The 20851-nt window shown below is 60.4% G+C and carries 20 protein-coding genes; 13 read left to right on the top strand and 7 right to left on the bottom strand.

Features of this window, described 5'->3' with window-relative positions:
- Window positions 1-6: 6 nt before the first annotated feature.
- The 6 genes from KVH01_RS21180 to KVH01_RS21155 form a co-directional block, all read right to left on the bottom strand.
- Entirely contained in the window at window positions 7-1578 is a 1572-nt protein-coding gene (locus KVH01_RS21180; protein ID WP_217882774.1) for an ABC transporter ATP-binding protein, read from the bottom strand.
- A gap of 10 nt (window positions 1579-1588) precedes the next feature.
- Window positions 1589-2611, bottom strand: coding sequence for an ABC transporter permease (locus KVH01_RS21175; RefSeq protein WP_217882773.1), 1023 nt, complete (start codon window positions 2609-2611; stop codon window positions 1589-1591).
- Window positions 2611-3669 (bottom strand): microcin C ABC transporter permease YejB, encoded by a 1059-nt coding sequence (locus tag KVH01_RS21170; protein ID WP_043050505.1) that lies wholly within the window; start codon window positions 3667-3669, stop codon window positions 2611-2613. The genes KVH01_RS21175 and KVH01_RS21170 overlap by 1 nt, the downstream gene beginning before the upstream one ends.
- The gene (locus KVH01_RS21165) at window positions 3669-5528 is read right to left on the bottom strand and encodes an extracellular solute-binding protein (protein WP_217882845.1); all 1860 of its coding nucleotides are present in this window, start codon (window positions 5526-5528) and stop codon (window positions 3669-3671) included. Before KVH01_RS21165 ends, KVH01_RS21170 begins: the two co-directional genes overlap by 1 nt.
- 129 nt (window positions 5529-5657) lie before the next feature.
- The gene (locus tag KVH01_RS21160; RefSeq protein ID WP_217882772.1) at window positions 5658-5939 is read right to left on the bottom strand and encodes a peptidylprolyl isomerase; all 282 of its coding nucleotides are present in this window, start codon (window positions 5937-5939) and stop codon (window positions 5658-5660) included.
- Window positions 5940-6047: 108 nt separating this feature from the next.
- Window positions 6048-6542 (bottom strand): DUF1543 domain-containing protein, encoded by a 495-nt coding sequence (locus tag KVH01_RS21155; protein ID WP_217882771.1) that lies wholly within the window; start codon window positions 6540-6542, stop codon window positions 6048-6050.
- Between the two features lie 106 nt (window positions 6543-6648).
- Between KVH01_RS21155 and KVH01_RS21150 the strand changes: the two genes are divergently transcribed.
- Window positions 6649-7470 carry an aldo/keto reductase gene (locus KVH01_RS21150; RefSeq protein WP_217882770.1) on the top strand — a complete coding sequence of 274 codons (822 nt, stop codon included), beginning with the start codon at window positions 6649-6651 and terminating at the stop codon, window positions 7468-7470.
- Window positions 7471-7523: 53 nt separating this feature from the next.
- Here the strand turns inward: KVH01_RS21150 and KVH01_RS21145 are convergent, their stop codons facing one another.
- The gene (locus tag KVH01_RS21145; protein WP_043050510.1) at window positions 7524-8039 is read right to left on the bottom strand and encodes an Hcp family type VI secretion system effector; all 516 of its coding nucleotides are present in this window, start codon (window positions 8037-8039) and stop codon (window positions 7524-7526) included.
- 458 nt (window positions 8040-8497) lie between these two features.
- Between KVH01_RS21145 and tssA the strand changes: the two genes are divergently transcribed.
- From tssA to icmH, 12 genes are read left to right on the top strand one after another with little or no spacing between them, the layout of a single operon-like run.
- On the top strand, window positions 8498-10051 hold the full coding sequence (tssA, locus tag KVH01_RS21140; protein ID WP_217882769.1) for a type VI secretion system protein TssA: 1554 nt from the start codon (window positions 8498-8500) through the stop codon (window positions 10049-10051).
- 24 nt (window positions 10052-10075) lie between these two features.
- Window positions 10076-10585 carry a type VI secretion system contractile sheath small subunit gene (tssB, locus tag KVH01_RS21135; RefSeq protein ID WP_217882768.1) on the top strand — a complete coding sequence of 170 codons (510 nt, stop codon included), beginning with the start codon at window positions 10076-10078 and terminating at the stop codon, window positions 10583-10585.
- A 15-nt stretch (window positions 10586-10600) separates the two neighbouring features.
- Window positions 10601-12079, top strand: a complete 1479-nt coding sequence (gene tssC, locus KVH01_RS21130) for a type VI secretion system contractile sheath large subunit (protein ID WP_217882767.1) — start codon at window positions 10601-10603, stop codon at window positions 12077-12079.
- Between the two features lie 14 nt (window positions 12080-12093).
- Window positions 12094-12495 (top strand): type VI secretion system baseplate subunit TssE, encoded by a 402-nt coding sequence (gene tssE / locus KVH01_RS21125; RefSeq protein WP_217882766.1) that lies wholly within the window; start codon window positions 12094-12096, stop codon window positions 12493-12495.
- Window positions 12485-14272: a type VI secretion system baseplate subunit TssF gene (gene tssF / locus KVH01_RS21120; protein WP_217882765.1), complete on the top strand. Its 1788-nt coding sequence runs from the start codon at window positions 12485-12487 to the stop codon at window positions 14270-14272. Before tssE ends, tssF begins: the two co-directional genes overlap by 11 nt.
- The gene (gene tssG, locus KVH01_RS21115) at window positions 14236-15243 is read left to right on the top strand and encodes a type VI secretion system baseplate subunit TssG (protein ID WP_217882764.1); all 1008 of its coding nucleotides are present in this window, start codon (window positions 14236-14238) and stop codon (window positions 15241-15243) included. The genes tssF and tssG overlap by 37 nt, the downstream gene beginning before the upstream one ends.
- 12 nt (window positions 15244-15255) lie before the next feature.
- Window positions 15256-16785, top strand: coding sequence for a sigma-54 interaction domain-containing protein (locus tag KVH01_RS21110; protein ID WP_217882763.1), 1530 nt, complete (start codon window positions 15256-15258; stop codon window positions 16783-16785).
- Between the two features lie 35 nt (window positions 16786-16820).
- On the top strand, window positions 16821-16952 hold the full coding sequence (locus tag KVH01_RS30005; RefSeq protein WP_124400906.1) for a type VI secretion protein: 132 nt from the start codon (window positions 16821-16823) through the stop codon (window positions 16950-16952).
- Window positions 16953-16969: 17 nt separating this feature from the next.
- On the top strand, window positions 16970-18154 hold the full coding sequence (tagH, locus tag KVH01_RS21105) for a type VI secretion system-associated FHA domain protein TagH (RefSeq protein ID WP_217882762.1): 1185 nt from the start codon (window positions 16970-16972) through the stop codon (window positions 18152-18154).
- Between the two features lie 5 nt (window positions 18155-18159).
- Complete coding sequence (tssJ, locus tag KVH01_RS21100; RefSeq protein ID WP_217882761.1) at window positions 18160-18645, top strand: type VI secretion system lipoprotein TssJ; 486 nt, start codon at window positions 18160-18162, stop codon at window positions 18643-18645.
- Between the two features lies 1 nt (window position 18646).
- Entirely contained in the window at window positions 18647-19975 is a 1329-nt protein-coding gene (gene tssK / locus KVH01_RS21095; RefSeq protein WP_217882760.1) for a type VI secretion system baseplate subunit TssK, read from the top strand.
- 5 nt (window positions 19976-19980) lie between these two features.
- Entirely contained in the window at window positions 19981-20841 is an 861-nt protein-coding gene (gene icmH, locus KVH01_RS21090) for a type IVB secretion system protein IcmH/DotU (RefSeq protein WP_124400902.1), read from the top strand.
- Window positions 20842-20851 lie beyond the last annotated feature (10 nt).

The following is a 20851-nucleotide window of genomic DNA, read 5'->3' as shown; positions in this document are numbered from 1 at the left end:
TGATCATCACAAAGGGATGTGCGCTGCAGCCAGCAGTTCTTTGGTATAGGGGTGCTGGGGCGATTCAAATACAGCATGACTGGCACCGCGTTCCACCACCTTGCCATCCTTGACCACGATCAGGTCATGGGCCATGGCACGCACCACGGCCAGGTCATGGCTGATAAACAGGTAGGTCAGGCCGTATTTGTCCTGCAGTTCACGCAGCAGCGCCACCACTTGTTTCTGCACCGTACGGTCCAGGGCCGAAGTGGGTTCGTCGAGCAGCATCAGCGCCGGCTTGAGTACCAGGGCGCGGGCGATGGCGATGCGTTGACGCTGGCCACCGGAGAATTCGTGGGGGTAACGATGTCGGCTGGTGGGGTCGAGGCCCACGTCCTTGAGCACCTGGATCACCTGCGCATCGCGCTCGGCCAGGCTGCACGGCGCGTGCACTTCCAGGCCCTCGCTGATGATCTGCTGCACCGACATGCGTGGGCTCAGGCTGCCATAGGGGTCTTGGAACACCACCTGCATCTGCTTGCGCCATGGGCGCATTTGCTGCGGGCTCAGCGGGTCGAGGGCCTCACCCTGGAAGCGGATGCTGCCGCTGGAATCGAGCAAGCGCAGGATCGCCTGGCCGAGGGTGGACTTGCCCGAACCGGACTCGCCAACAATTCCCAGGGTCTTGCCGCGCTGCACGCTGAGGCTGATGCCGTCCACCGCATGCAGGTAGGTCTTGCGCCGAAACAATCCGCCGCCGAGGGGGAATTTCACGCTCAGGTCATCCACCTGGAGCACCGTTTCGCGCTCATCACCGCACAGCGCATCGCCCGTGGGCTCGGCGTCAAGCAGCAGGCAGCTGTAGGGGTGCTGCGGGGCCGTGAACAGGGTCTGGCAGTCGGCCTGCTCGACAATTTCCCCAGCGCGCATCACACAGACACGCTGGGCAATGCTGCGCACCAGGTTGAGGTCATGGCTGATCAGCAGCAGCGACATGCCCAGGCGTTGCTGCAAGGACTTGAGCAGCAGCAGGATCTTGCGCTGCACGGTCACGTCCAGCGCCGTGGTGGGTTCGTCGGCAATCAGCAGCTCAGGCTCACAGGCCAGGGCCATGGCGATCATCACCCGCTGGCGCTGGCCACCGGACAGCTGGTGCGGGTAAGCCTTGAGCCGTTCCTGGGGCTTCTGGATGCCCACCAGTTCCAACAGTTCGAGGATGCGCGCCTGCGCCGCCTTGCCGCCCATGCCCTTGTGCAGCAGCAGGGTTTCGCCGATCTGCTTTTCGATGCTGTGCAGCGGGTTCAAGGAGGTCATCGGCTCCTGGAAGATCATCGCAATGCGGTTGCCGCGCAGCTTTTGCAGGGTGGCCGGCGACGCGCCCATCAGCTCCTGGCCACGATACTTCACCGAGCCGGTGGTCAATGTGCCGGCTTCGGGCAGCAGTTGCAGGATCGAATGGGCCGTCACCGACTTGCCCGAGCCCGATTCCCCCACCAGCGCCAGGCACTCGCCGGGGCGCACGTCCAGGCTCAGGTTGCGCACCACGGTCTGGCCGCTGAACGCGACGCACAGGTCGCGGATTTCGATCAGGTTCATAGGCAATTACTCATGAGCGAGGGTCGAAGGCGTCACGCAACGCCTCGCCGATAAACACCAGCAGCGACAGGATCAGCGCCAGGGTAAAAAACGCCGTGAGGCCCAGCCACGGGGCTTGCAGGTTTTGCTTGCCCTGGGCGATCAGCTCACCCAGCGAAGCACTGCCGGCAGGCATACCGAAGCCGAGGAAGTCCAGGGCGCTCAAGGTCGAAATTGCCCCGGTGAGGATGAACGGCAAATAGCTCAAGGTGGCGGTCATGGCATTGGGCAGGATATGCCGGCGAATGATCTTGCCGTCGCCCAGGCCAAGGGCGCGTGCGGCCTTGACGTATTCCAGGTTGCGCCCGCGCAGGAACTCGGCACGCACCACATCCACCAGCGCCAGCCAGGAGAACAGCGCCATGATACCCAGCAACCACCAGAAATTCGGCTCCACAAACCCGGACAGGATAATCAGCAGGTACAGCACCGGCAGCCCGGACCACACCTCGAGAATGCGCTGTCCGAGCAAGTCCACCCAGCCGCCGTAGTATCCCTGCAAGGCTCCGGCGGCGATGCCGATGGCGGCGCTGATGGCGGTCAAGGCCAGGGCAAACAGGATCGACACCCGCGCGCCAAAAATCACCCGCGCCAGCACATCGCGGGATTGGTCATCGGTGCCCAGCCAGTTTACCGCCGACGGTGGGCTCGGGGCAGGACGGGTCAATTCGTAGTTGGGCGTGTCGTCGCTGAACGGAATCGGCGGGAACAGCATCCAGCCGCCGTCCTGCTTGATCAGCTTTTGCACGTAGTCACTGCGGTAGTCGGCCTGGAAGGGCAGTTGCCCGCCGAACTGTTGCTCGGTGTAGCGCTTGAACACCGGGAAATACAGCTCGTTCTTGAAACTGAGCACCAGCGGTTTGTCGTTGGCGATCAACTCGCCGCCCAGGCTCATGATAAACAGGCCGATAAACAACCACAGCGACCACCAGCCGCGACGGTTTTTCTTGAACCGCTCGAAACGCCGACGGGCTACGGGAGACAGGTTAAGCATCAGGCGTTCCTCGCGGCGAAGTCGATACGCGGATCCACCAGGGTGTAGCAGAGGTCACCGATGAGCTTTATCAAGAGCCCGAACAACGTAAAGATAAACAGCGAACCGAACACCACCGGGTAGTCCCGGGATACAGCGGCTTCATAGCTCATGCGACCCAGGCCATCGAGGGAAAAAATCACCTCGATCAGTAGCGAGCCGGCAAAGAACACGCTGATAAACGCTTGGGGAATGCCCGAGATCACCAGCAACATGGCGTTGCGGAACACGTGCCCGTACAGCACCCGGCGTTCGCTCAAACCCTTGGCGCGGGCGGTGACCACGTACTGCCGGGTAATCTCATTGAGGAACGAGTTCTTGGTGAGGATGGTCAAGGTGGCGAACCCACCGATCACCAGCGCCGTCACCGGCAGCACCAGGTGCCAGAAATAGTCGGCAATCTTGCCCACTGTGCTCAGTTCGGCAAAGTTTTCCGAGACCAGCCCGCGCACCGGGAACCAGTTTAGCGAGGTGCCGCCGGCGAACACCACGATCAGGAACATCGCAAACAGGAACGCCGGCATCGCATAACCGATCACAATGGCGGTGCTGCTCCACATATCAAAGCTGCTGCCATGGCGCACGGCCTTGCGTATGCCCAAAGGGATCGACACCAGGTAGGTAATCAAGGTGGCCCACAGGCCAAGGGAAATCGTGACCGGCATCTTTTCCAGGATCAGGTCGGTCACCGTCGCGCCGCGAAAGAAGCTGTTGCCGAAATCCAGCTGGGCGTAGTTCTTGAGCATCAGCCACAGGCGTTCCGGCGCGGACTTGTCGAAGCCATATTGTTTTTCGATGTCCTTGATCAGCTTCGGGTCCAGGCCGCGGCTGGCCCGCGAGCCGCTGATGCCTTCGCCGGATGCACCGGCGACACCACCGCCGCCAATGCCTTGCAGATGGGCGATGGCCTGTTCCACCGGCCCGCCGGGCGCTGCTTGCACGATCACGAAGTTCACCAGCAGGATGATCACCAACGTCGGGATGATCAGCAGCAGGCGCCGTAGGGTATAGGCAAGCATCAGCGGGCCCCTCCGCGTTTTTTCAGCTCGGCTTGCATCTGCTCATTGGTCAGCGGGGTGGGGCTGACCTCCCACCAGGTTTCCAGGGCTTCGTCGTTCTTGGCCTCGATGGCCGGGCGGCCGAAACGGTTCCACCACGCGGCGGAGGTGCCAGGCGGGTAGTAGTTGGGGATCCACAGGTAATTCCATTGCAGCACGCGGTCCAGGGCATGGGCGTAGGTGAGCATCTGCGCCTGGGTATTGGCCTTGACCAGACCATTGATCAGCGTATCGACGGCGGGGTCCTTGAGCACGATGTAGTTGTTGGCGCCCGAATCGAACGCGGCGGCGGAACCGAAGTAGTTGTACAGCTCCATGCCCGGCGAGGTGGTGACCGGAAAGCCGGTGACGATCATGTCGTAGTCCCGGGCCATCAGGCGGTTGACGTATTGCGCGGAGTCGATGCGGCGGATATTGAGGGTGATGCCGATCTGCGCCAGGTTGCGCTTGTAAGGCAGCAACAGGCGCTCAAGGCCGTTCTGGACATTGAGGAAGGTGAACTCCAGCGGCTCGCCTTCGGCATTGACCAGTTTGTCGCCAAGCGGTTTCCAACCGGCCTCTTCCAGCAGGGCCAGGGCTTGCAATTGTTTATCGCGGATCATGCCGCTGCCGTCGGTGACCGGGGCCTTGAACACCTGGGTAAACACCTCGTCGGGGATCTGCCCGCGCAATGGTTCGAGGATCGCCAGTTCTTCCTGGGTCGGCAATTGCGTGGCCGCCAAGGGACTGTTGGAAAAGTAGCTCTGCTGACGGATGTACAGGTTGCGCATCATCTGTCGGTTGGCCCATTCGAAATCCCACAGCATCGCGAGGGCCTGGCGCACACGGCGATCCTTGAATATCGGTTTTTGCACGTTGAACACATAACCCTGGGCCGGTTGCGGCATCTCCTTGGCCAGGTGCGCGCGTTGCAGGCGGCCATCGTCCAGGGCCGGGCCGTTGTAGCCGATGGAGTAACCGGTGGCGGAAAACTCACGGTTGAAATCGTAGGCGCCGCCGCGCAGCACCTGGCGCGCCACCTCGGTGTCGCCGAAGTATTCCAGGCTCAGGTGATCGAAGTTGTACAGGCCACGGCTGACCGGCAAGTCCTTGCCCCACCAGTCGGGATCACGAGTAAAGGTGATGGTGCTGCCGGAATCGATCTTGCCCACCTTGTACGGACCGCTGCCCAGTGGAGCCTCGTAACCGCCACCGTTGGCAAAGTCGCGGGTCTTCCACCAGTGCTCGGGGAACACCGGCAAGGTGGCGATATCCAGGGGCAGGGTGCGGTTTTCGTTGCTGGAAAAATCGAAGCGCACCTGACGCTCGCCTTCGACTTCGACGTGCTTGACGTCGGCGAACAACGTGCGAAAGCGCAGGCTGCCCTGGGTCATCAGCAAGTCAAAGCTGTAGCGCACGTCTTCGGCGGTAATCGGCGTGCCGTCGGCAAAACGTGCCTTGGGGTTCAGATAAAAGCGCAGCGACAGGCCGTCGTCGGCGCGCTCCATCTTTTCTGCCACCAGGCCGTAGACGGTGTAGGGCTCATCCAGCGAGCGCAGTGCCAGGGGCGCATACACCCAGCCGTCGACCTGGGAAACGCCGATGCCTTTGTCGATATACGGCAGCACATGGTCGAACCGCCCGACCTCCAGCGCCGAGCGTCGCAGGCTGCCGCCCTTGGGGGCATTGGGGTTGGCATAGTCGAAATGGCTGAAACCGGCCGGGTACTTGGCCGGCTCGCCGTAGACCGTCAGGTAGGTTTGCGGGGCCGCGATCACCGCAGTGCTGGCCAATAGCAGGGCCAAAGTAGAAGAGAGCAGAGATGAAAAAGCCAATCGCATAACAGCCTTGAGCGCCGGGTGAAGAAGAATAAGGATTTGTACGCTAACGGCCTGGGCATCGCCAGTCATCAGATGCACAACGGCCCACCAAAGGGCGGGCCGTTGTTTATAGCATCAGCGCGGATTGAATCAATCCTGGCGGCTGGTGACTTCCAGCAGGTGATAACCGAACTGGGTTTTCACTGGACCTTGCACGGTGTTGACCGGCGCGCTGAAGACTACGGTGTCGAATTCCTTGACCATTTGGCCTGGGCCGAAGGAACCCAGGTCACCGCCTTGACGGCTGGATGGGCAGCTGGAATTGGTTTTGGCGATTTCTGCGAAATCAGCGCCGCCTTCGATCTGGGCCTTGAGTTCATTGCACTTGTCTTCAGTGGCAACGAGGATGTGACGGGCGGTGGCTTTGGCCATGGGGAATAACTCCTAAAGTAAAAAACGGTGAGCCTACCGGATTCAGTCGGTTATTTCCTGGCAAAGTTCCCATCACTTGCTTGAGTCACTCCAAAAGCGTTCCAGGGCTCAGGGCAAGACGATGTAGTCATTGCGCTGGACGACAGGGGCGTGCGGGCCTTGTACGAGATGGACATAACGCCCGTCCACCAGATCGATGGGCAGGCAATCGTCGATATCCATGACCGCATCGGTGTGGGCCTGAGACCAGTGGCGCAACATCTGCCGTTTGCCCATGCTCATCGCTTCGCGTTTGTCACGGGCGACCACCAGGAGATAGTGGTGATCTTCTCCAAAACGATTGGCCTCATAACCGCCGAGGTTGATGAAGTACAGGTGATGGGCGTCGCTGTGGGGCGCGAGTGGGCTGAGTTCGATCTTCCAGCCGTCGACGCCATCCACTGCCATCCATGAGTCGATGTGTACGCCCTTGGAGCTGCCGAACCAGGCTTCGCGCAGTTGCGGGTAGGTGGCCTGCAAGGTGTCTGCCACTGCGAACACCACATCGTGCACCTCGATTTTGGCCCGTGGGTGCTTGCCCCCGAGCATGACGACAAACAGCATTGCAGGTAATTCCTGACGACTGGCGAGAGGGCAACCATACTGGGATTGAACCCTTTTGTCCGCTCAGTGCCACAGTGTTAATCCGCGAATTCACCAGGAGGTTGTCATGCGTACCATTGATCTGGCCGGCGTTCCCGTCCCTGTCATCGGCCAGGGGACCTGGCGCATGGGCGAAGACCCGAGCCGGCGCCGCGCCGAAGTCGCCGCGCTGCAACTGGGTATGGACGAGGGCCTGACCCTCATCGATACCGCCGAGATGTATGGCGAAGGCGGTGCCGAAGAGGTGGTCGGCGAGGCCATTCGCGGCAAGCGCGACCAAGTGTTCCTGGTCAGCAAGGTCTACCCCCACAACGCCAGCCGCAACGGCGTGCCCCGTGCCTGCGAAGCCAGCCTGCAGCGCCTGGGCACCGATTACATTGACTTGTACCTGCTGCACTGGCGCGGCCAGTACCCACTGGAAGAAACCGTCGAAGCCTTCGAACGCTTGCGCGAGGCAGGCAAGATCGGCCGGTGGGGTGTATCCAACTTCGATGTGGCGGACCTGCAGGAGCTCGCATCCCCAGCGTGCGCAACCAACCAGGTGCTCTATAACATCGAAGAACGCGGGATCGAATTCGACCTGCTGCCATGGTGGCAACAGCACCATTTGCCACTGATGGCTTACTGTCCGATCGCCCAGGGCGGTGAACTGCTGTCGAGCCCGACCCTCAGGCAGATCGCTCTTCGCCATGAAGTGACACCAGCTCAGGTGTGCCTGGCCTGGGTACTGCGCCAGGATGGCGTGATTGCTATCCCCAAGGCGGTCAACCCCGAACACATACGACTTAATGCCAGGGCGGCCACCCTGGCGCTGGATGAGCATGACCTTGACGCGATTGATCGTGTGTTCGGCGCGCCCAAGCGTAAGCACTCGCTGGCGATGGTCTAGGCCTTCAACAGGAACGGCGCCGTCCCTGGCGGCCGTTCCTGCTTCAAGCGCCGTTAGCCGGCTACCGGGCTACGCCAGTCGTCCGAGCCCGACGTGCCGGCCACTTCGTGGGTCCAGGTGATCTTGCGATAAGTGAAATACACCTCCTCCAGATGGGTGAAATGGGCGTTGTCCGGGTCCTGGCAGCTGGGCATGCGCGACTGGATGTCCACGATGGTCGCGCCTTCCAGTTCAATGGTGAAGTAGTGCTCCTGGGTACCGGCCGAAGAAGTGCGTAACCATTCCAGGCGGCATGACACTTCTTCACCGGTGGTCAGTGCGCTGAACAGCAACGGTGATGATTTGTCGAAGACCTTGCTGATCATCATCGGTTTATGCACGCGTTGGCCGGTTGGCTGCCCTGATTGCGGGTCGCGCGGAATGATTACCTGATGAGCGAACGCTTGCACCAGTATCTGGTCCTCGTGACCTTCCTGATAAATGTTGCCTACCGAGTCCTGGGTGAATGTACCTGCCGTGATCAAACCTTGTTTGACGCCGGTGATGGAGAGGTACGCGGGTGTTGGCATGATGGTTTTCCTTGCCTGGTTGAGTAGGTGTTGCCGAACGGCTAAGTTGCCGGACGGACAGCTGCCTATTACAAGAAGCGTGCCTGAAGGTGTGGCGGGTAATGAAATCGCAGGCTGTAATAAAAACAAGTAAGGCGCTTCGTAAATAATCGGTTTTTTTAGTCCTGGTAGTTGCGCAGATGTGTGCAGTTATTTGCTCGCATCGGTGGGCCAGCAAGTACAGCGGTGCGCGGGATTTTGTGCGGCTGAACCGTGCAAATAACTGCGCAGCACACTGCCTATAGCGGGGCGTAGGACATTCCTTAAGTAATGCTCGGTTACTTGCTGGGCGTTTTTTTTACGGCTAAGGTTCACGCACTTCAGTAAGCGCTCTACGGAAGTTAAAGGCCTCCCTGATACTTTGTTAATAATATTAAAAGTTTGCTTGTCTTGCCTTGGAAGGTGATGTGTTCGAAAAAATGGAATATTCAGAAGAGCTATTCGACTATTATCAGGAAGTTGCGAAACTACCTTGTCGTCCTGACGGTTTTGCCGGCAGCGACATGCGTTTTTCCGCGGAGTTTGAAGCCCTCGAAGACGAGTTGGGCAAGACCCGATCGATTCATGCTGAAGGTCCGCCGGACTGGCACAAGGTCTGCCAGTTGAGCGAGTCTCTATTGCGCGACCATTCCAAGGATCTGCGCGTTGCCGTCTGGTTGACCTGGGCGTTGCATCAATGTCATTCATTCACGGGGTTGCTGGCCGGTCTCGGGTTGCTGCACGATCTCTGTGAGCATCATTGGGCACAGGTCTACCCCAGCAAGTTGCGTACTCGCGTGGCTGCATTGGGTTGGCTGGTGTCGCGCCTTGAACCGCTGTTTGCGCAGAACCTCTGTGTCTCTGGCCAGTTGCCTGTGTTCCAGGCGCTGCTTGAGCACCTGGTGCGCCTCGATCAACTGTGGGGTCAACAGCTTGGCAATGAGGCGCCCCAGCTGGTGCCGATCCGCAGGCAACTGGCAGAGCACCTGGCTCGTACCGTACACGAAGCTGCCAAACCTGAGGGCGCCACGGGTGCCGTCGCCTACGTCAAGCCGGCAACTACCCAGTTGCCCCAGCCCGGGCAACGCATTGACAGCGAGAAGGACGCACACAAGCTGTTGCGTTCATTACAAGAGCAGGCCCGTCCTTTGTGTGCCTGGTGGTTGCGCCAGGACACCACCGATCCGCGTGCCTTGCGCCTGAGCCGGACCTTGGTGTGGATGACGCTCATCCATTATCCCGATGCCAACAATGAGCGAGTCACGGCGCTGCGCCCACCGGCCGCTGACAAACTCAAACGCTACCAGGAGCGCCTGGGCCAAGCCCAGCACGCCGAGCTGCTGCCTGAGCTTGAAGCCAGCCTGGCGGGGGCAATGTTCTGGTTCGACGGTTTGCGCATGGCCTGGGAGTGCCTTGAGGGCCTGCACGCAGACCTGGCCATGACCGAGCTGGAAATGCATTTCGCCCTGTTGCTGCAACGTCTGCCGAACTTGCCCGAATACCGGTTCGACGATGGCACACCCTTTGCCGACCCTACCACTTGTGAGTGGATCTCTCTCCATGTCCGGCGTCACCTGCAACGCAGCGAGCCCTTAGCCGTCGTGGCGGGTACCTCCCCCGAACCCTGGGAAGCTGCCTTGGAAGCGGTGCTGCCTTGCCTGCGCAAGAACGGACTCAAGGCTGCGGTCGTGGTGCTCAAGCAGGGCTTGTATGCCGCGCCCAGTGAGCGGGCGCGTTTTCACTGGCGCCTGGCACTTGCCAGGTTGTGTGGGATAGCCGGCAAGCACGACCTGGCCAGGGTGCAGCTGGAGCAGTTGCACGATCAATTGCAGCGTAACGGCGTTGAGTGCTGGGAGCCGGAGCTGGCCGTGCAAGTGGGCCAGCGCCTGTACCGATGTTATGACCTGTTGCCGCAAGGCCACGGCGTGCGCGAATGCAAGGAGGCCCTCCATCGACGGTTGTGCCAGCTTGATCTCGAAGCAGTACTTGAATAAGCCCTGTCAAAAAGGAGTAACACCATGGCTAAAGGCAGTTCAGTAGCACCCAAGGAACGGATAAATATCACCTTCAAACCGGCCATTGGCGACGCACAAGAAGACGTCGAACTGCCGCTGAAGTTGCTGGTGCTGGGGGACTTCACCCAGCGCGAGGACCTGCGCAAGCTCGAAGATCGCAAGCCCATTGGCATCGACAAGCACACCTTCGACGACGTGCTGGCCAAGCAAGCTCTGAGCTTGACACTGAGCGTACCCAATCGCCTCCAGGATGAAGCCTGCATGGAGGAGTTGGCGATCCAGGTGCGGATCAACACGATGAAGGACTTCAACCCCGCGAACCTGGTCGAGCAGGTCCCCGAATTGCAGAAACTGATGGCATTGCGTGAAGCCTTGGTGGCGCTCAAGGGCCCGCTGGGCAACACGCCGAACTTTCGCAAAGCCATTGAACAGGCCCTGGCCAACGGCGATTGCCGCGCTCGGGTGCTGGCTGAACTGGGGCTACCCAGTCCTCACGCCGGACATATTCAGTAAAAGGACACTGAGACCATGACCACGATCCAACACGAACTGCAAACGGTACAAACCTCAGAAGCCGGGAGCATCCTCGATAACATCATTGCCCAGACATTGCTGAGCGCTGACGACGAGGCCTATGGCATCGCCAAGCGCGGTGTGTCGGCATTTATCGCCGAGCTACTCAAGCCGCACAATAGTGAAGAGCCAGTAAAGAAGCGCCTCGTCGATCGGATGATCGCCGAGATCGATACCAAGCTCAGCCAGCAAATGGATGAGATCCTGCACCACCCCGACTTCCAGGCGCTGGAGGCTTCCTGGCGAGGGCTGCAGTTGTTGGTCGAGCGCACGAACTTTCGCGAAAACATCAAGATCGAGCTGCTGAATGTCTCGCGCCAGGACCTGCTGGACGATTTCGAGGACTCTTCGGAAATTACCCAGTCGGGACTCTACAAGCATGTGTACAGTGCCGAATACGGCCAGTTCGGCGGCCAGCCGGTGGGCGCGATCATTGCCGACTACTTTCTTTCGCCCAGTGCCCCCGATGTGAAGCTGATGCGATACGCATCCAGCGTCGCCAGCATGGCCCACGCGCCCTTTATCGCTGCCGCGGGTCCGAGTTTCTTTGGCCTCGAAAGCTTCACCGGGCTGCCAGACCTCAAAGACCTGCGGGATCATTTCGAGGGGCCGCAGTTTGCCAAGTGGCAAAGTTTTCGCCAGAGCGAAGACGCCCGCTACATTGGCCTCACCGTACCACGCTTCCTGCTACGCACCCCGTACGACCCCCTTGAGTGTCCGGTCAAGACCTTTACCTATCAGGAGAACGTGGTCAACAGCCACGAGCACTACCTGTGGGGCAATACCGCCTATGCCTTTGCTACGCGCCTGACCGACAGCTTCGCGCGTTTTCGCTGGTGCCCGAATGTCATAGGCCCGCAAAGTGGAGGCGCCGTCGAGGATCTTCCGCTGCACCACTTCCAGAGCATGGGAGAAATAGAAACCAAGATTCCTACTGAGGTACTGGTGTCGGATCGGCGCGAGTACGAGCTCGCACAAGAAGGTTTCATCGCCTTGACCATGCGCAAGGGTAGCGATAACGCCGCGTTCTTCTCGGCCAGCTCGGTGCAGAAACCCAAGTTTTTTGGTGCCAGTGAAGAGGGCAGGGCCGCGGAGTTGAATTACCGGTTGGGCACTCAATTGCCCTACATGATGGTGGTCAATCGCCTGGCCCATTACCTCAAGGTGCTGCAACGCGAACAACTGGGGGCCTGGAAGGAGCGCACGGACCTGGAGCTGGAACTCAATAAATGGATTCGCCAGTATGTGGCGGACCAGGAAAACCCCAGTGCCGAAGTACGCGGACGGCGCCCCTTGCGTGCTGCGCGCATCGTCGTCAGCGATGTCGAGGGCGAGCCTGGTTGGTATCGGGTCAACCTGAGCGTGCGCCCGCATTTCAAGTACATGGGGGCGGACTTCACTTTGTCCCTGGTCGGTAAGCTCGATAAAGAATGAGCAGAGGCCAGGGCATGCCCCACCACAATAGCCTGTTCGAACGCCTTGAAGGCGATGCATCGACCCACACGTGCACCGTTGTGTCCGTCGCCGCACATTTGGGCAGGATGCTCAGCACCCGCGCAGGCAGTGTCCAGGCGCTGCCCGATTATGGTTTGCCTGACTTCAACGATATGCAGCTGAGCCTGCATGAGTCCCTGACCCGGTCGCGCCTGGTGATCGAGCGGTTCATTCAGGCCTATGAACCGCGGCTGGTGAATGTGCGTGTGAGGTTGTTGCCCGCAGCCAAAGAGCCTTTGGTCTTGGCATTTGCCATCGATGCCGGGTTGGTCATCGACGGTACCACCCAGCCTGTGGTGTTCCAGGCGCGCCTGATGGATGCTGGACAAATCAAGGTCTGTGTCGATGACCATTAACCACTACTTTCAACACGAGCTCAGTGCGCTGCGCCAACTTGGGCGGCGCTTTGCCGAGCGCAATCCCGCCCTGGCGCCGTTTCTCGCAGAGGCCGGCCAGGACCCGGACGTCGAGCGCTTGCTGGAAGGCTTTGCGTTCCTGACCGGGCGGCTGCGCCAGAAACTCGATGATGAATTGCCGGAGTTGACGCATTCGTTGATGCACTTGCTGTGGCCCAATTATATGCGGCCAATCCCGGCCTTCAGCATCCTGCAGTTTGACCCCTTGAAGCGTGCAGGCCCCAGCGTCCGAGTGGCACGGGACACTGCGGTGGAAAGCACGCCGATACAAGGTGAGCGTTGCCGTTTTCGCACCTGCTATGCCACCGACGTCATGCCCCTGCAACTCAGCGGCCTGGAGTACCGGTGCCAAGGCGACGTGGCGTGGCTGGACCTGTGCCTGACCATGAGCGCCGAAGGCAGCTTCAATGACCTGACGTTTGATTCGTTACGGTTGCACCTGGCCGGCGACGATTACGTCAGCCAAGGCCTGTACCTTGGCCTGTTGCGCCATCTTGACGGCATCCAATTGTCGTTGTCGGGGCACGACGGCTTGCCGGTCGGGACAGCCGATGGACACCCCGTGACGCTACGCCTCAGTGCCGACCAGGTTCAGCCCGTGGGTTTTGCCCCGGAGCAGGCGCTGATGCCCTATCCGCAAAATACGTTCGATGGTTATCGTCACCTGCAGGAGTACTTTGCCTTTCCTGAGAAGTATCTGTTTGTCGATATTCAAGGTCTGAATGTACTGCACACACTGCCTGGCGAGCTGCTCAGTCAGGCGCACGGGATGGTTGTGCGCTTCCAATTGCGCACGCAGGGGCGCGATGGCCTGCGCCCGTCCCTGGATAACGTGAAGCTGTACTGCACGCCTATCGCCAACCTGTTCAATCAAGATGCGATTCCCATTCGCCTGGATGGCAAGCAGGATGAGTACCTCCTGATGCCTGGTGGCTATGCGCCGGGGCACGCCAGTGTGTTCTCCGTGGACCGGGTCACCGGGTGGCGCCCTGGCGGGTTGGGTCACCAAACCTACGTGCCGTTCGAGTCCTTTGAACATGACACACTCCACGAATCGCTGGCTGCACCTCCCAGCTACAGCATTCGACAACGCTCGTCGGTGCAACATGGCGGGCTGGACACCTGGATGGGCTTTGGCACTCGGCGCGCACAGGGCCAGGAAACGTTGTCGATTGAACTGACCTGTACCAATAGCAACCTAGCGCAGCAGATCCGTCCGGGCGAAATCAACCAGCCCGGCGAGCACACGCCGGAGTCGTTGACGTTTCACAATATCACCACGCCTACCGCGAGCTTCACGCCGCCCTTGGAGAAGGATTTCCTGTGGAGGCTGATCAGCAACATGTCGCTCAACTATCTATCGTTGACCGATATCAACGCCTTGAAAATGGTGCTCGAAACCTACGACCTGCCGCGCCATCACGATCGACAGGCGCTCAAGGTCAGCCAGAAAAGGTTGGGCGCGCTGCGTTCCATTCGCCACGAGGCGGTGGACCGGCTGCACCGTGGGCTGCCCATTCGGGGTCTGCGCATCGACCTGACCGTCGACCCTCAAGGCTTCGTCGGCCACGGCGACCTGTTTCTGTTCGCCTCTGTCATCAATCAGTTCTTTGCGCTCTATGCCAGCCTTAATTCTTATCACGAGTTACGAGTCCTCAGCACACAAGGAGACGTGTATCTATGGCCATCCCGGACGGGCCAGCAACCCTTGCTCTGACCCAGCTTTGCCGTGTCATCCGTGAGTACACGCTGTACCAGGCGGTCTTGCAGGTGACCGAACGGTTGCGCGAAGCGCATCCGCTGCTGGACGAAGAGGCGTTGTATGACCAACTGGAATTCCAGGCCAATCCGAGCCTGGGGTTTGCGGCACACGATATTGATCGGGTGGAGTTCTTCACGGACCACGGGCGTTTGCGTGCCCGCCTGCGCCTCAACGTGCTGGGGCTATTCGGTGCGGGTTCGCCACTGCCGGCGTTTTATGCTGAACAGGCGCTTGCCGAACAGCCAGGGGGCAATTCTACCCGTGACTTCCTGGATCTGTTTCACCACCGCCTGCACCGCCTGATGTTGCCGATCTGGCGTAAATATCGCTACCGGGCGTGTTTCCAGACGGGTGCCAACGATGCGTTCTCCGCACAGATGTTTGCGCTGATCGGCTTGGGCGGCGACGCGATACGACGAGCATCGCAACTGGACTGCAAACGTCTGCTGCCTTACCTGGGGCTGCTGAGCCTGCGGACGCGCTCGGCTGCCGTGATCGAGTCGGTGCTGCGCCACTACTTCAAGCACGACGCGTTGTTCATCGAGCAATGGGTCGAACGCCGGGTTGGTATCAATCCTGTGCAGCGCAACGGCCTGGGGCGTGCCAATTGTGCACTCGGTGAAGACCTGGTCCTGGGGCAGCAGGTTGCGGACCGCTGCGGCAAGTTCCGGGTGCAGTTGCAGGCGCTGGGCTGGCAACGGTTTCACGACTTCCTGCCGACTGGAAAGGCCCATCAGCCGCTGTGTGCACTGGTGCGCATGGCCATGGGAGACCCTTTGGACTATGACCTGCGCCTGGTGCTGGCGCACAGCGAAATCAAGGCGCTGCACATTGGCCAGGACAACGTTTGCCGCCTGGGTTGGACCAGTTGGCTGGACTATGAGCGAGCCGATGGCGTGGTGACGCTCGCCGGCAATCTTTATTAGGGACTGATGACCATGCTTAATGAGGACATGCAAGCGCTGACCGGTGCCTGTGCATTCACTGTCGATGCGCTGGCCGCCTGCTTCACCCGCCTGGGGTTTGAAAATGATGAACACGTGCTGCCTGGAAAATGCGTTGCGGACGTCGCGCAACTGGCCCGGTGCGAGCTCAGCCAGCTGTATCTGCTCGATGAAGCGAGCGACCGATTAGAGCTGGTCGCCCAACATTTTCCCGACGGGCCTGCACCGGACTTGGCAAGCACACCCGCCGACCTGCGCAATCAACAACTGCTGCACTACACCTTGAACCGGCGCGCGGCTCTGAGCCTCGATGAGGTACAAGCCAGTTGCTATGACACCCGCTTCCTGCCTGTGTCGCCGACACCGTGGCGTGCGCTGCTGAGCATGCCTCTGTTCAGCGCAACGGATCGACTGACCGGCGTGTTGTTGTGCGCCAGCCAACGCCCGCTCCAGTTGCACAGCTACGCAATCTCCCTGGGCCAATTGGGTAGTTTTGCCGTGAGCCGGCTGCTCCTGCTACGTGGCATGCGCCAAAGGGTGGGTGCGACGCCGAGGCAGGCTGTGCCGTTGGCCGGGGCATACGGCTTGATCGGCAGCAGTGCAGCCATGGCCCAGACGCGCGAGTTGATCAGCAAAGTGCTGCATACCCCTTACACCGTGTTGCTGCGCGGCGAGACCGGCACCGGCAAGGAAGTGGTGGCACAAGCGATTCACGCGGCGGGCCCGCGCAATGCCAAGGCTTTTGTCGTGCAGAACTGTGCGGCATTTGCCGACGGGTTGCTGGAGAGTGAACTGTTCGGCTATCGCAAAGGCGCGTTTACCGGTGCGGACCGCAATCATGCGGGGCTGTTTGACGCTGCCGACGGCGGTACGTTGTTGCTCGATGAAATCGGTGACATGCCGCTGCTATTGCAAGCCAAGCTGTTGCGGGTTCTGCAGGACGGCGAAATTCGTCCGCTGGGCGCCAGTGCGGCGCACAAGGTCGATGTGCGCATCATCGCCGCGACCCATCGCGACCTGGCGGCCATGGTCGCCGAGGGTCGCTTTCGCGAAGACCTGTATTACCGGTTTGCGCAGTTCCCCCTCCAGTTGCCCGCCCTGCGTGAGCGCGAAGGCGATGTGCTGCAACTGGCCCGGCATTTCACCGACAAGGCCTGTGGGCAGTTGGGCAGGGCGCCGGTTGAGTGGTCGAGTGCTGCCCTTGACCAGCTCTCGAGCCACAGCTTTCCCGGCAATGTGCGCGAGCTCAAATGCCTGGTCGAGCGCGCCGTGCTGCTGTGTGATGGCAACTTGATTCTATCGGAGCATCTATCGATGCCACTGGCGACGATGCCGACTGCTGACGACGTGACGCTGCGCCAGCGTATGGAGCGGGTAGAGCGGGTATTCCTGCTCGATTGCCTGCACAAGAATCACGGCAACCGCACCCGTACCGCACGGGAACTGGGGGTGGCACGGCGCACGCTGCTCTACCGACTGGCGCGCTTGAACATTCCCGTTGGCAGTGCCAGGGAAGAGCGTTGAGTGGCGCACTTGATTTTTACTGAGGGAGAAACCGAATGCCTGATCGTCCGTGGCAAGCAGTTTTACTGGTGTTGTGTTTGTTAGGCGGCTGTAACGCCAACACCGTCTTTGATGATGCCGAGTACCGTCCTTTGGGCGACCCTCAGGCGATCACCCGTGGCCGATGAATGGAGGGAGCCAGAGGATGCAGCTGGTGTTTGAGGTCTGTGAGGTCGGGCGCACGAGAAACGTACCCCTGGCCCGCAAAGTATTTGACGGTACAGGTGGTGTGATCGGCCGCGGCTGCGGGTGTGACTGGGTAATACCCGATCCGAGCCGGGTGCTCTCCAGTCATCACGGCTTGGTCGGCTATCGTGGTGCCCGCTATTTCCTGACGGATATCAGCCGCAATGGAATCGGGGTGCCGGGCAGCGCCGAACGCCTGCGTAAAGGGCAGGCGCGCTTGATCAGCGATGGCGATGTATTTGACCTCGGGCCCGTGACGATACGTGCGCAATTGCTGCAAGCGCCGCGCCACGGTAGCGAACAGCGGGTTATCACGGGAGGGCCAATTCCGGATGATGCGTTTCTGTCCTTGGATCCTGTGCATGCGCTGGACCTTGATCACCCGCGTAAAGCCAACTCGGAGGACTTGGAGGCATTGAGCGAGAGAGTCGATGAGCCCGGCATCTGGACTGACAGCCAGGGTGCCGAACGGGAACACCTGATAGTGCCGTGCCCGGTCGAACCCGTTGTTGCACCTGGCGCGGTGGACCCGATAGCCGTGCCCTTGGACGAGCTGTTCTGGGTGCAGTTTGCAACAGCCTTGGGCATCGACCTGGCTACCCTCGAAAGGCCCGGTCGGGAAGCACTGGCAATCAAGGTGGCGCGCTTGTTCCACCTGGGAGTGAACGGCTTGCAACAAACGCTGCGCACCTGTGACGAACTGAACAGCGAGTTGGCCTCGGCGTGCGGCACCAGCCTGGACCTGTCCCAGAACCCATTGAAGGTGTGCCCCGATACGGGGGCTGCGATTGCCGCCATGCTGGGTTCGCAGGTGTTGGGGCAGCTGTCCGCTGAACGTGCGATCGTCCAGGCTTACCGAGACCTGCAAGTGCGTCAAGCAGCCCTGCTGACCGCATGCCGAAGCGCGCTGCGTAACGCCAGGACCGCCTTCGAGCCCAGCTACCTGATGGGGTGCTTTGAGTCCCAGGACAGGCCACCCAGATTTTTCGCGGATGCATGGCATTGGCGGGCTTACCAGCGTTACTACCAGCGGCTGGCGGCAGATGAGCAACTGATCCGGCGTCCGCTGGACGGTGATTTTGCCAAGGCCTATGAAGAGCAGGTTCGCCTGATTGGCGCTCTGCATATGGATTTCCCGGGATGAACGTCATGTATCGAATTAACTCTGCAGCCGTGCTGCTGCTGTTCGGTCTGTTGGCAGGCTGCAGCGCGATTTCGCCTTTTTCGACATTGACCAAGTTGGATCTGGTGCTGACCGCCAGCGAACAGGTCAACCTTGACCTGCACGGTCGACCTTCTCCAGTGGTGGTGCACCTGATTGAACTGCGCCATGGCGTGGCCTTCGAGAATGCCGACTTTTTCAGCCTGTATGACCATGCCGATCAGGTGCTGGCGAAGGACTGGGTGAGCAGTGAGGAAGTTGAACTGCGCCCCGGTGACCGCCTGACGCTCAAGCTCAGGGTCGGGCCTGACAGTCGCTTCGTGGGGATGCTCGCGGCTTATCGAGACTTGCCCCATGTACGCTGGCGGATGCTGGTGCCCGTCACCGCCCAGAAAGTGACACGGGCCGAGCTGGTGCTGGACCAGGCCGGCATTCGGGTGGCCGGCCAGTTGCCTGACCTGGAGACGCGCTGATATGCCTATCCATAAAGTCATCTGGCAGGAAGGCATGTTGTTGCGCCCACAGCACTTGCAGCACAGCGACCGTTATTACCATCAGCAACTTGACCAGACGCGCCTGCTGGGCAGTGACGCCTGGGGTTTCCTGACGCTGGACCTCAACGTGCAGTACCTGAACCTGGGCAAGCTGGTGGTCAATCAGGCCAGCGGCGTCTTGCCGGACGGCAGCCTGTTTGAGTTGAGCGCAGCCATGGAACCCTTGGTATTGCAGGTGCCTCCGAATACGGATAAGCAAGGGATCTACTTGGCGCTGCCCCTGGCGACTGGCAATCAGGTTGAAGTGCGCCATCCGCAGCACAGCGATGTCCTGGCGCGTTACCTGAGTTTCGACATGGAGGTTGGGGACAGTAACGTGGGGGTTGATTCGCGTTGTCAGGTCCAATGCGCGCGCCCCGATTTGCGTCTGCTGCTGGGCGAGCACCAGAGCGACCAGAGCTTCGTCAAACTCAAGGTCGCCCAGGTGCTGAACTGCAGCATCGAGGGAGGCCTGAGCCTGGATACGGACTTCCTCCCGTCGTTCATTTTTGTGCAGGCGCACGGCTATGTGGCCTCGTGTCTCAAGGAAGTGATCGGCCTGCTTGCCAGCCGAGGCGACGCCATTTCGGCGCGGATCCGCGCCGGAGGCACAGGCGCTGGCGCGCAAATCGGTGACTTGTTGATGCTGCAAGTGATCAATCGCACAGAGCTGGAACTGCGTCACCGCCTGAGCCAGCCTCGGGTGCGCCCTGAAGCAGTGTTCCGCGCGTTGGTGTCGATGCTTGGCGAGTTATCGACCTTCGCGAGCGATAACAAGCGTGCGCAACTGGATGTGCATTACCGGCATGGCGACCAGGGGGCGAGTTTTCGTGGGCTGATGGAGCCCGTGCGAGCGGTGTTGTCGATGGTGCTGGAGCAGCACGCTATCGAATTGATCCTGCAGCAACGCCAGTACGGCGTCCTGGTGTGTCCGGTAAGCGATTTGAAATTGCTCGGTGCGGCCACATTCATCCTGGCTGCTGTGGCGCAGTGTGACGCAGAGGAACTGCGCCAGCGCCTGCCGGCTCATCTGAAGGTTGGGCCGGTAGAGCGCATACGGGAGTTGGTCAACCTGCACCTGGCCGGGGTCAAGGTCAAGCCGCTGCCGGTGGCGCCGCGGCAAATTCCGTTTCATGCCACCAAGACCTATTTCATGCTTGACATGAGCGCCCGCGATATCGCGCAGCTGGAGCAGTCTGGTGGTTTCGCTTTCCATGTGGGAGGGGAGTTCGTCGGGCTTGAACTGGATTTTTGGGCCATCAGGAACTGAATGTCATGGACAGCGACTACTCACAAGATGAAAAAACCGTCCTGCTCGACCGCGACAGCCATGGGCCTGTACAGGGACCGCTGACGGACTTTCCGTCGCCGCCGCGCTACGAGCAACTTGAGGACCGCATGATCTACGCGGGTCATCTGCTTGACGCGCAGAGTTTCAACGCGGGGCTCAACCCGGTGGTCGCCGCAGCCGGAGAGTTATTGTCGGAGATCGTGCGACTCAAGGTCAGCGCCGAGCGCGAAGACCTGGGCATGCTCAACGACCGGTTGTCATTGGCTGTGACTCAATTCGAAACCCGTGCCTTGCAGGGGGGTGTTGAAAACAACCAGGTCATCTCCGCGCGCTATGTGTTGTGCAGCGTGCTTGATGAGGCTGTCGTCACCACCCCTTGGGGAGCGCAGAGCGACTGGTCGAAGATGAGCTTGTTGAGTCGCTTCCATAACGAGACCTTTGGGGGCGAGAAGGTTTTTCAACTGCTGGAGCGACTCTCCCGTGATCCGCTCAAGCACCTGGCCATGCTCGAGCTGATGTACCTGTGCCTGTCCTTGGGTTTCGAAGGCAAATATCGGGTCATGGAGAGAGGTGTGTTGCAAGTCGAAGCCGTTCGCGATGCCTTGTATCGGCAGATCAGGCATGTGCGTGGGGATGCGCCGACAGGGCCCGTATTACCGGCACCCCATGGGCTGGCGAGGGGCAGGCGGCTGCGTGTGATTCCGGCCACTTGGTGGGTAGCCGCCACCCTGGCCTGCCTGCTTGCGATGTACACAGGGTTTGCCTGGTTGCTGAGCCAGGAGCGCGCGGATGCATTGCAAGCCCTTCAATTCCTGGCGTCGGACCCGATCCGCACGCCCTTGTAAACGCTGGAGC

Source organism: Pseudomonas khavaziana (assembly GCF_019145205.1).
GTDB classification, from domain to species: domain Bacteria; phylum Pseudomonadota; class Gammaproteobacteria; order Pseudomonadales; family Pseudomonadaceae; genus Aquipseudomonas; species Aquipseudomonas khavaziana.
Note: the sequence above shows the minus strand (reverse complement) of the source record. Positions and strands in the feature narration are given on the sequence as shown.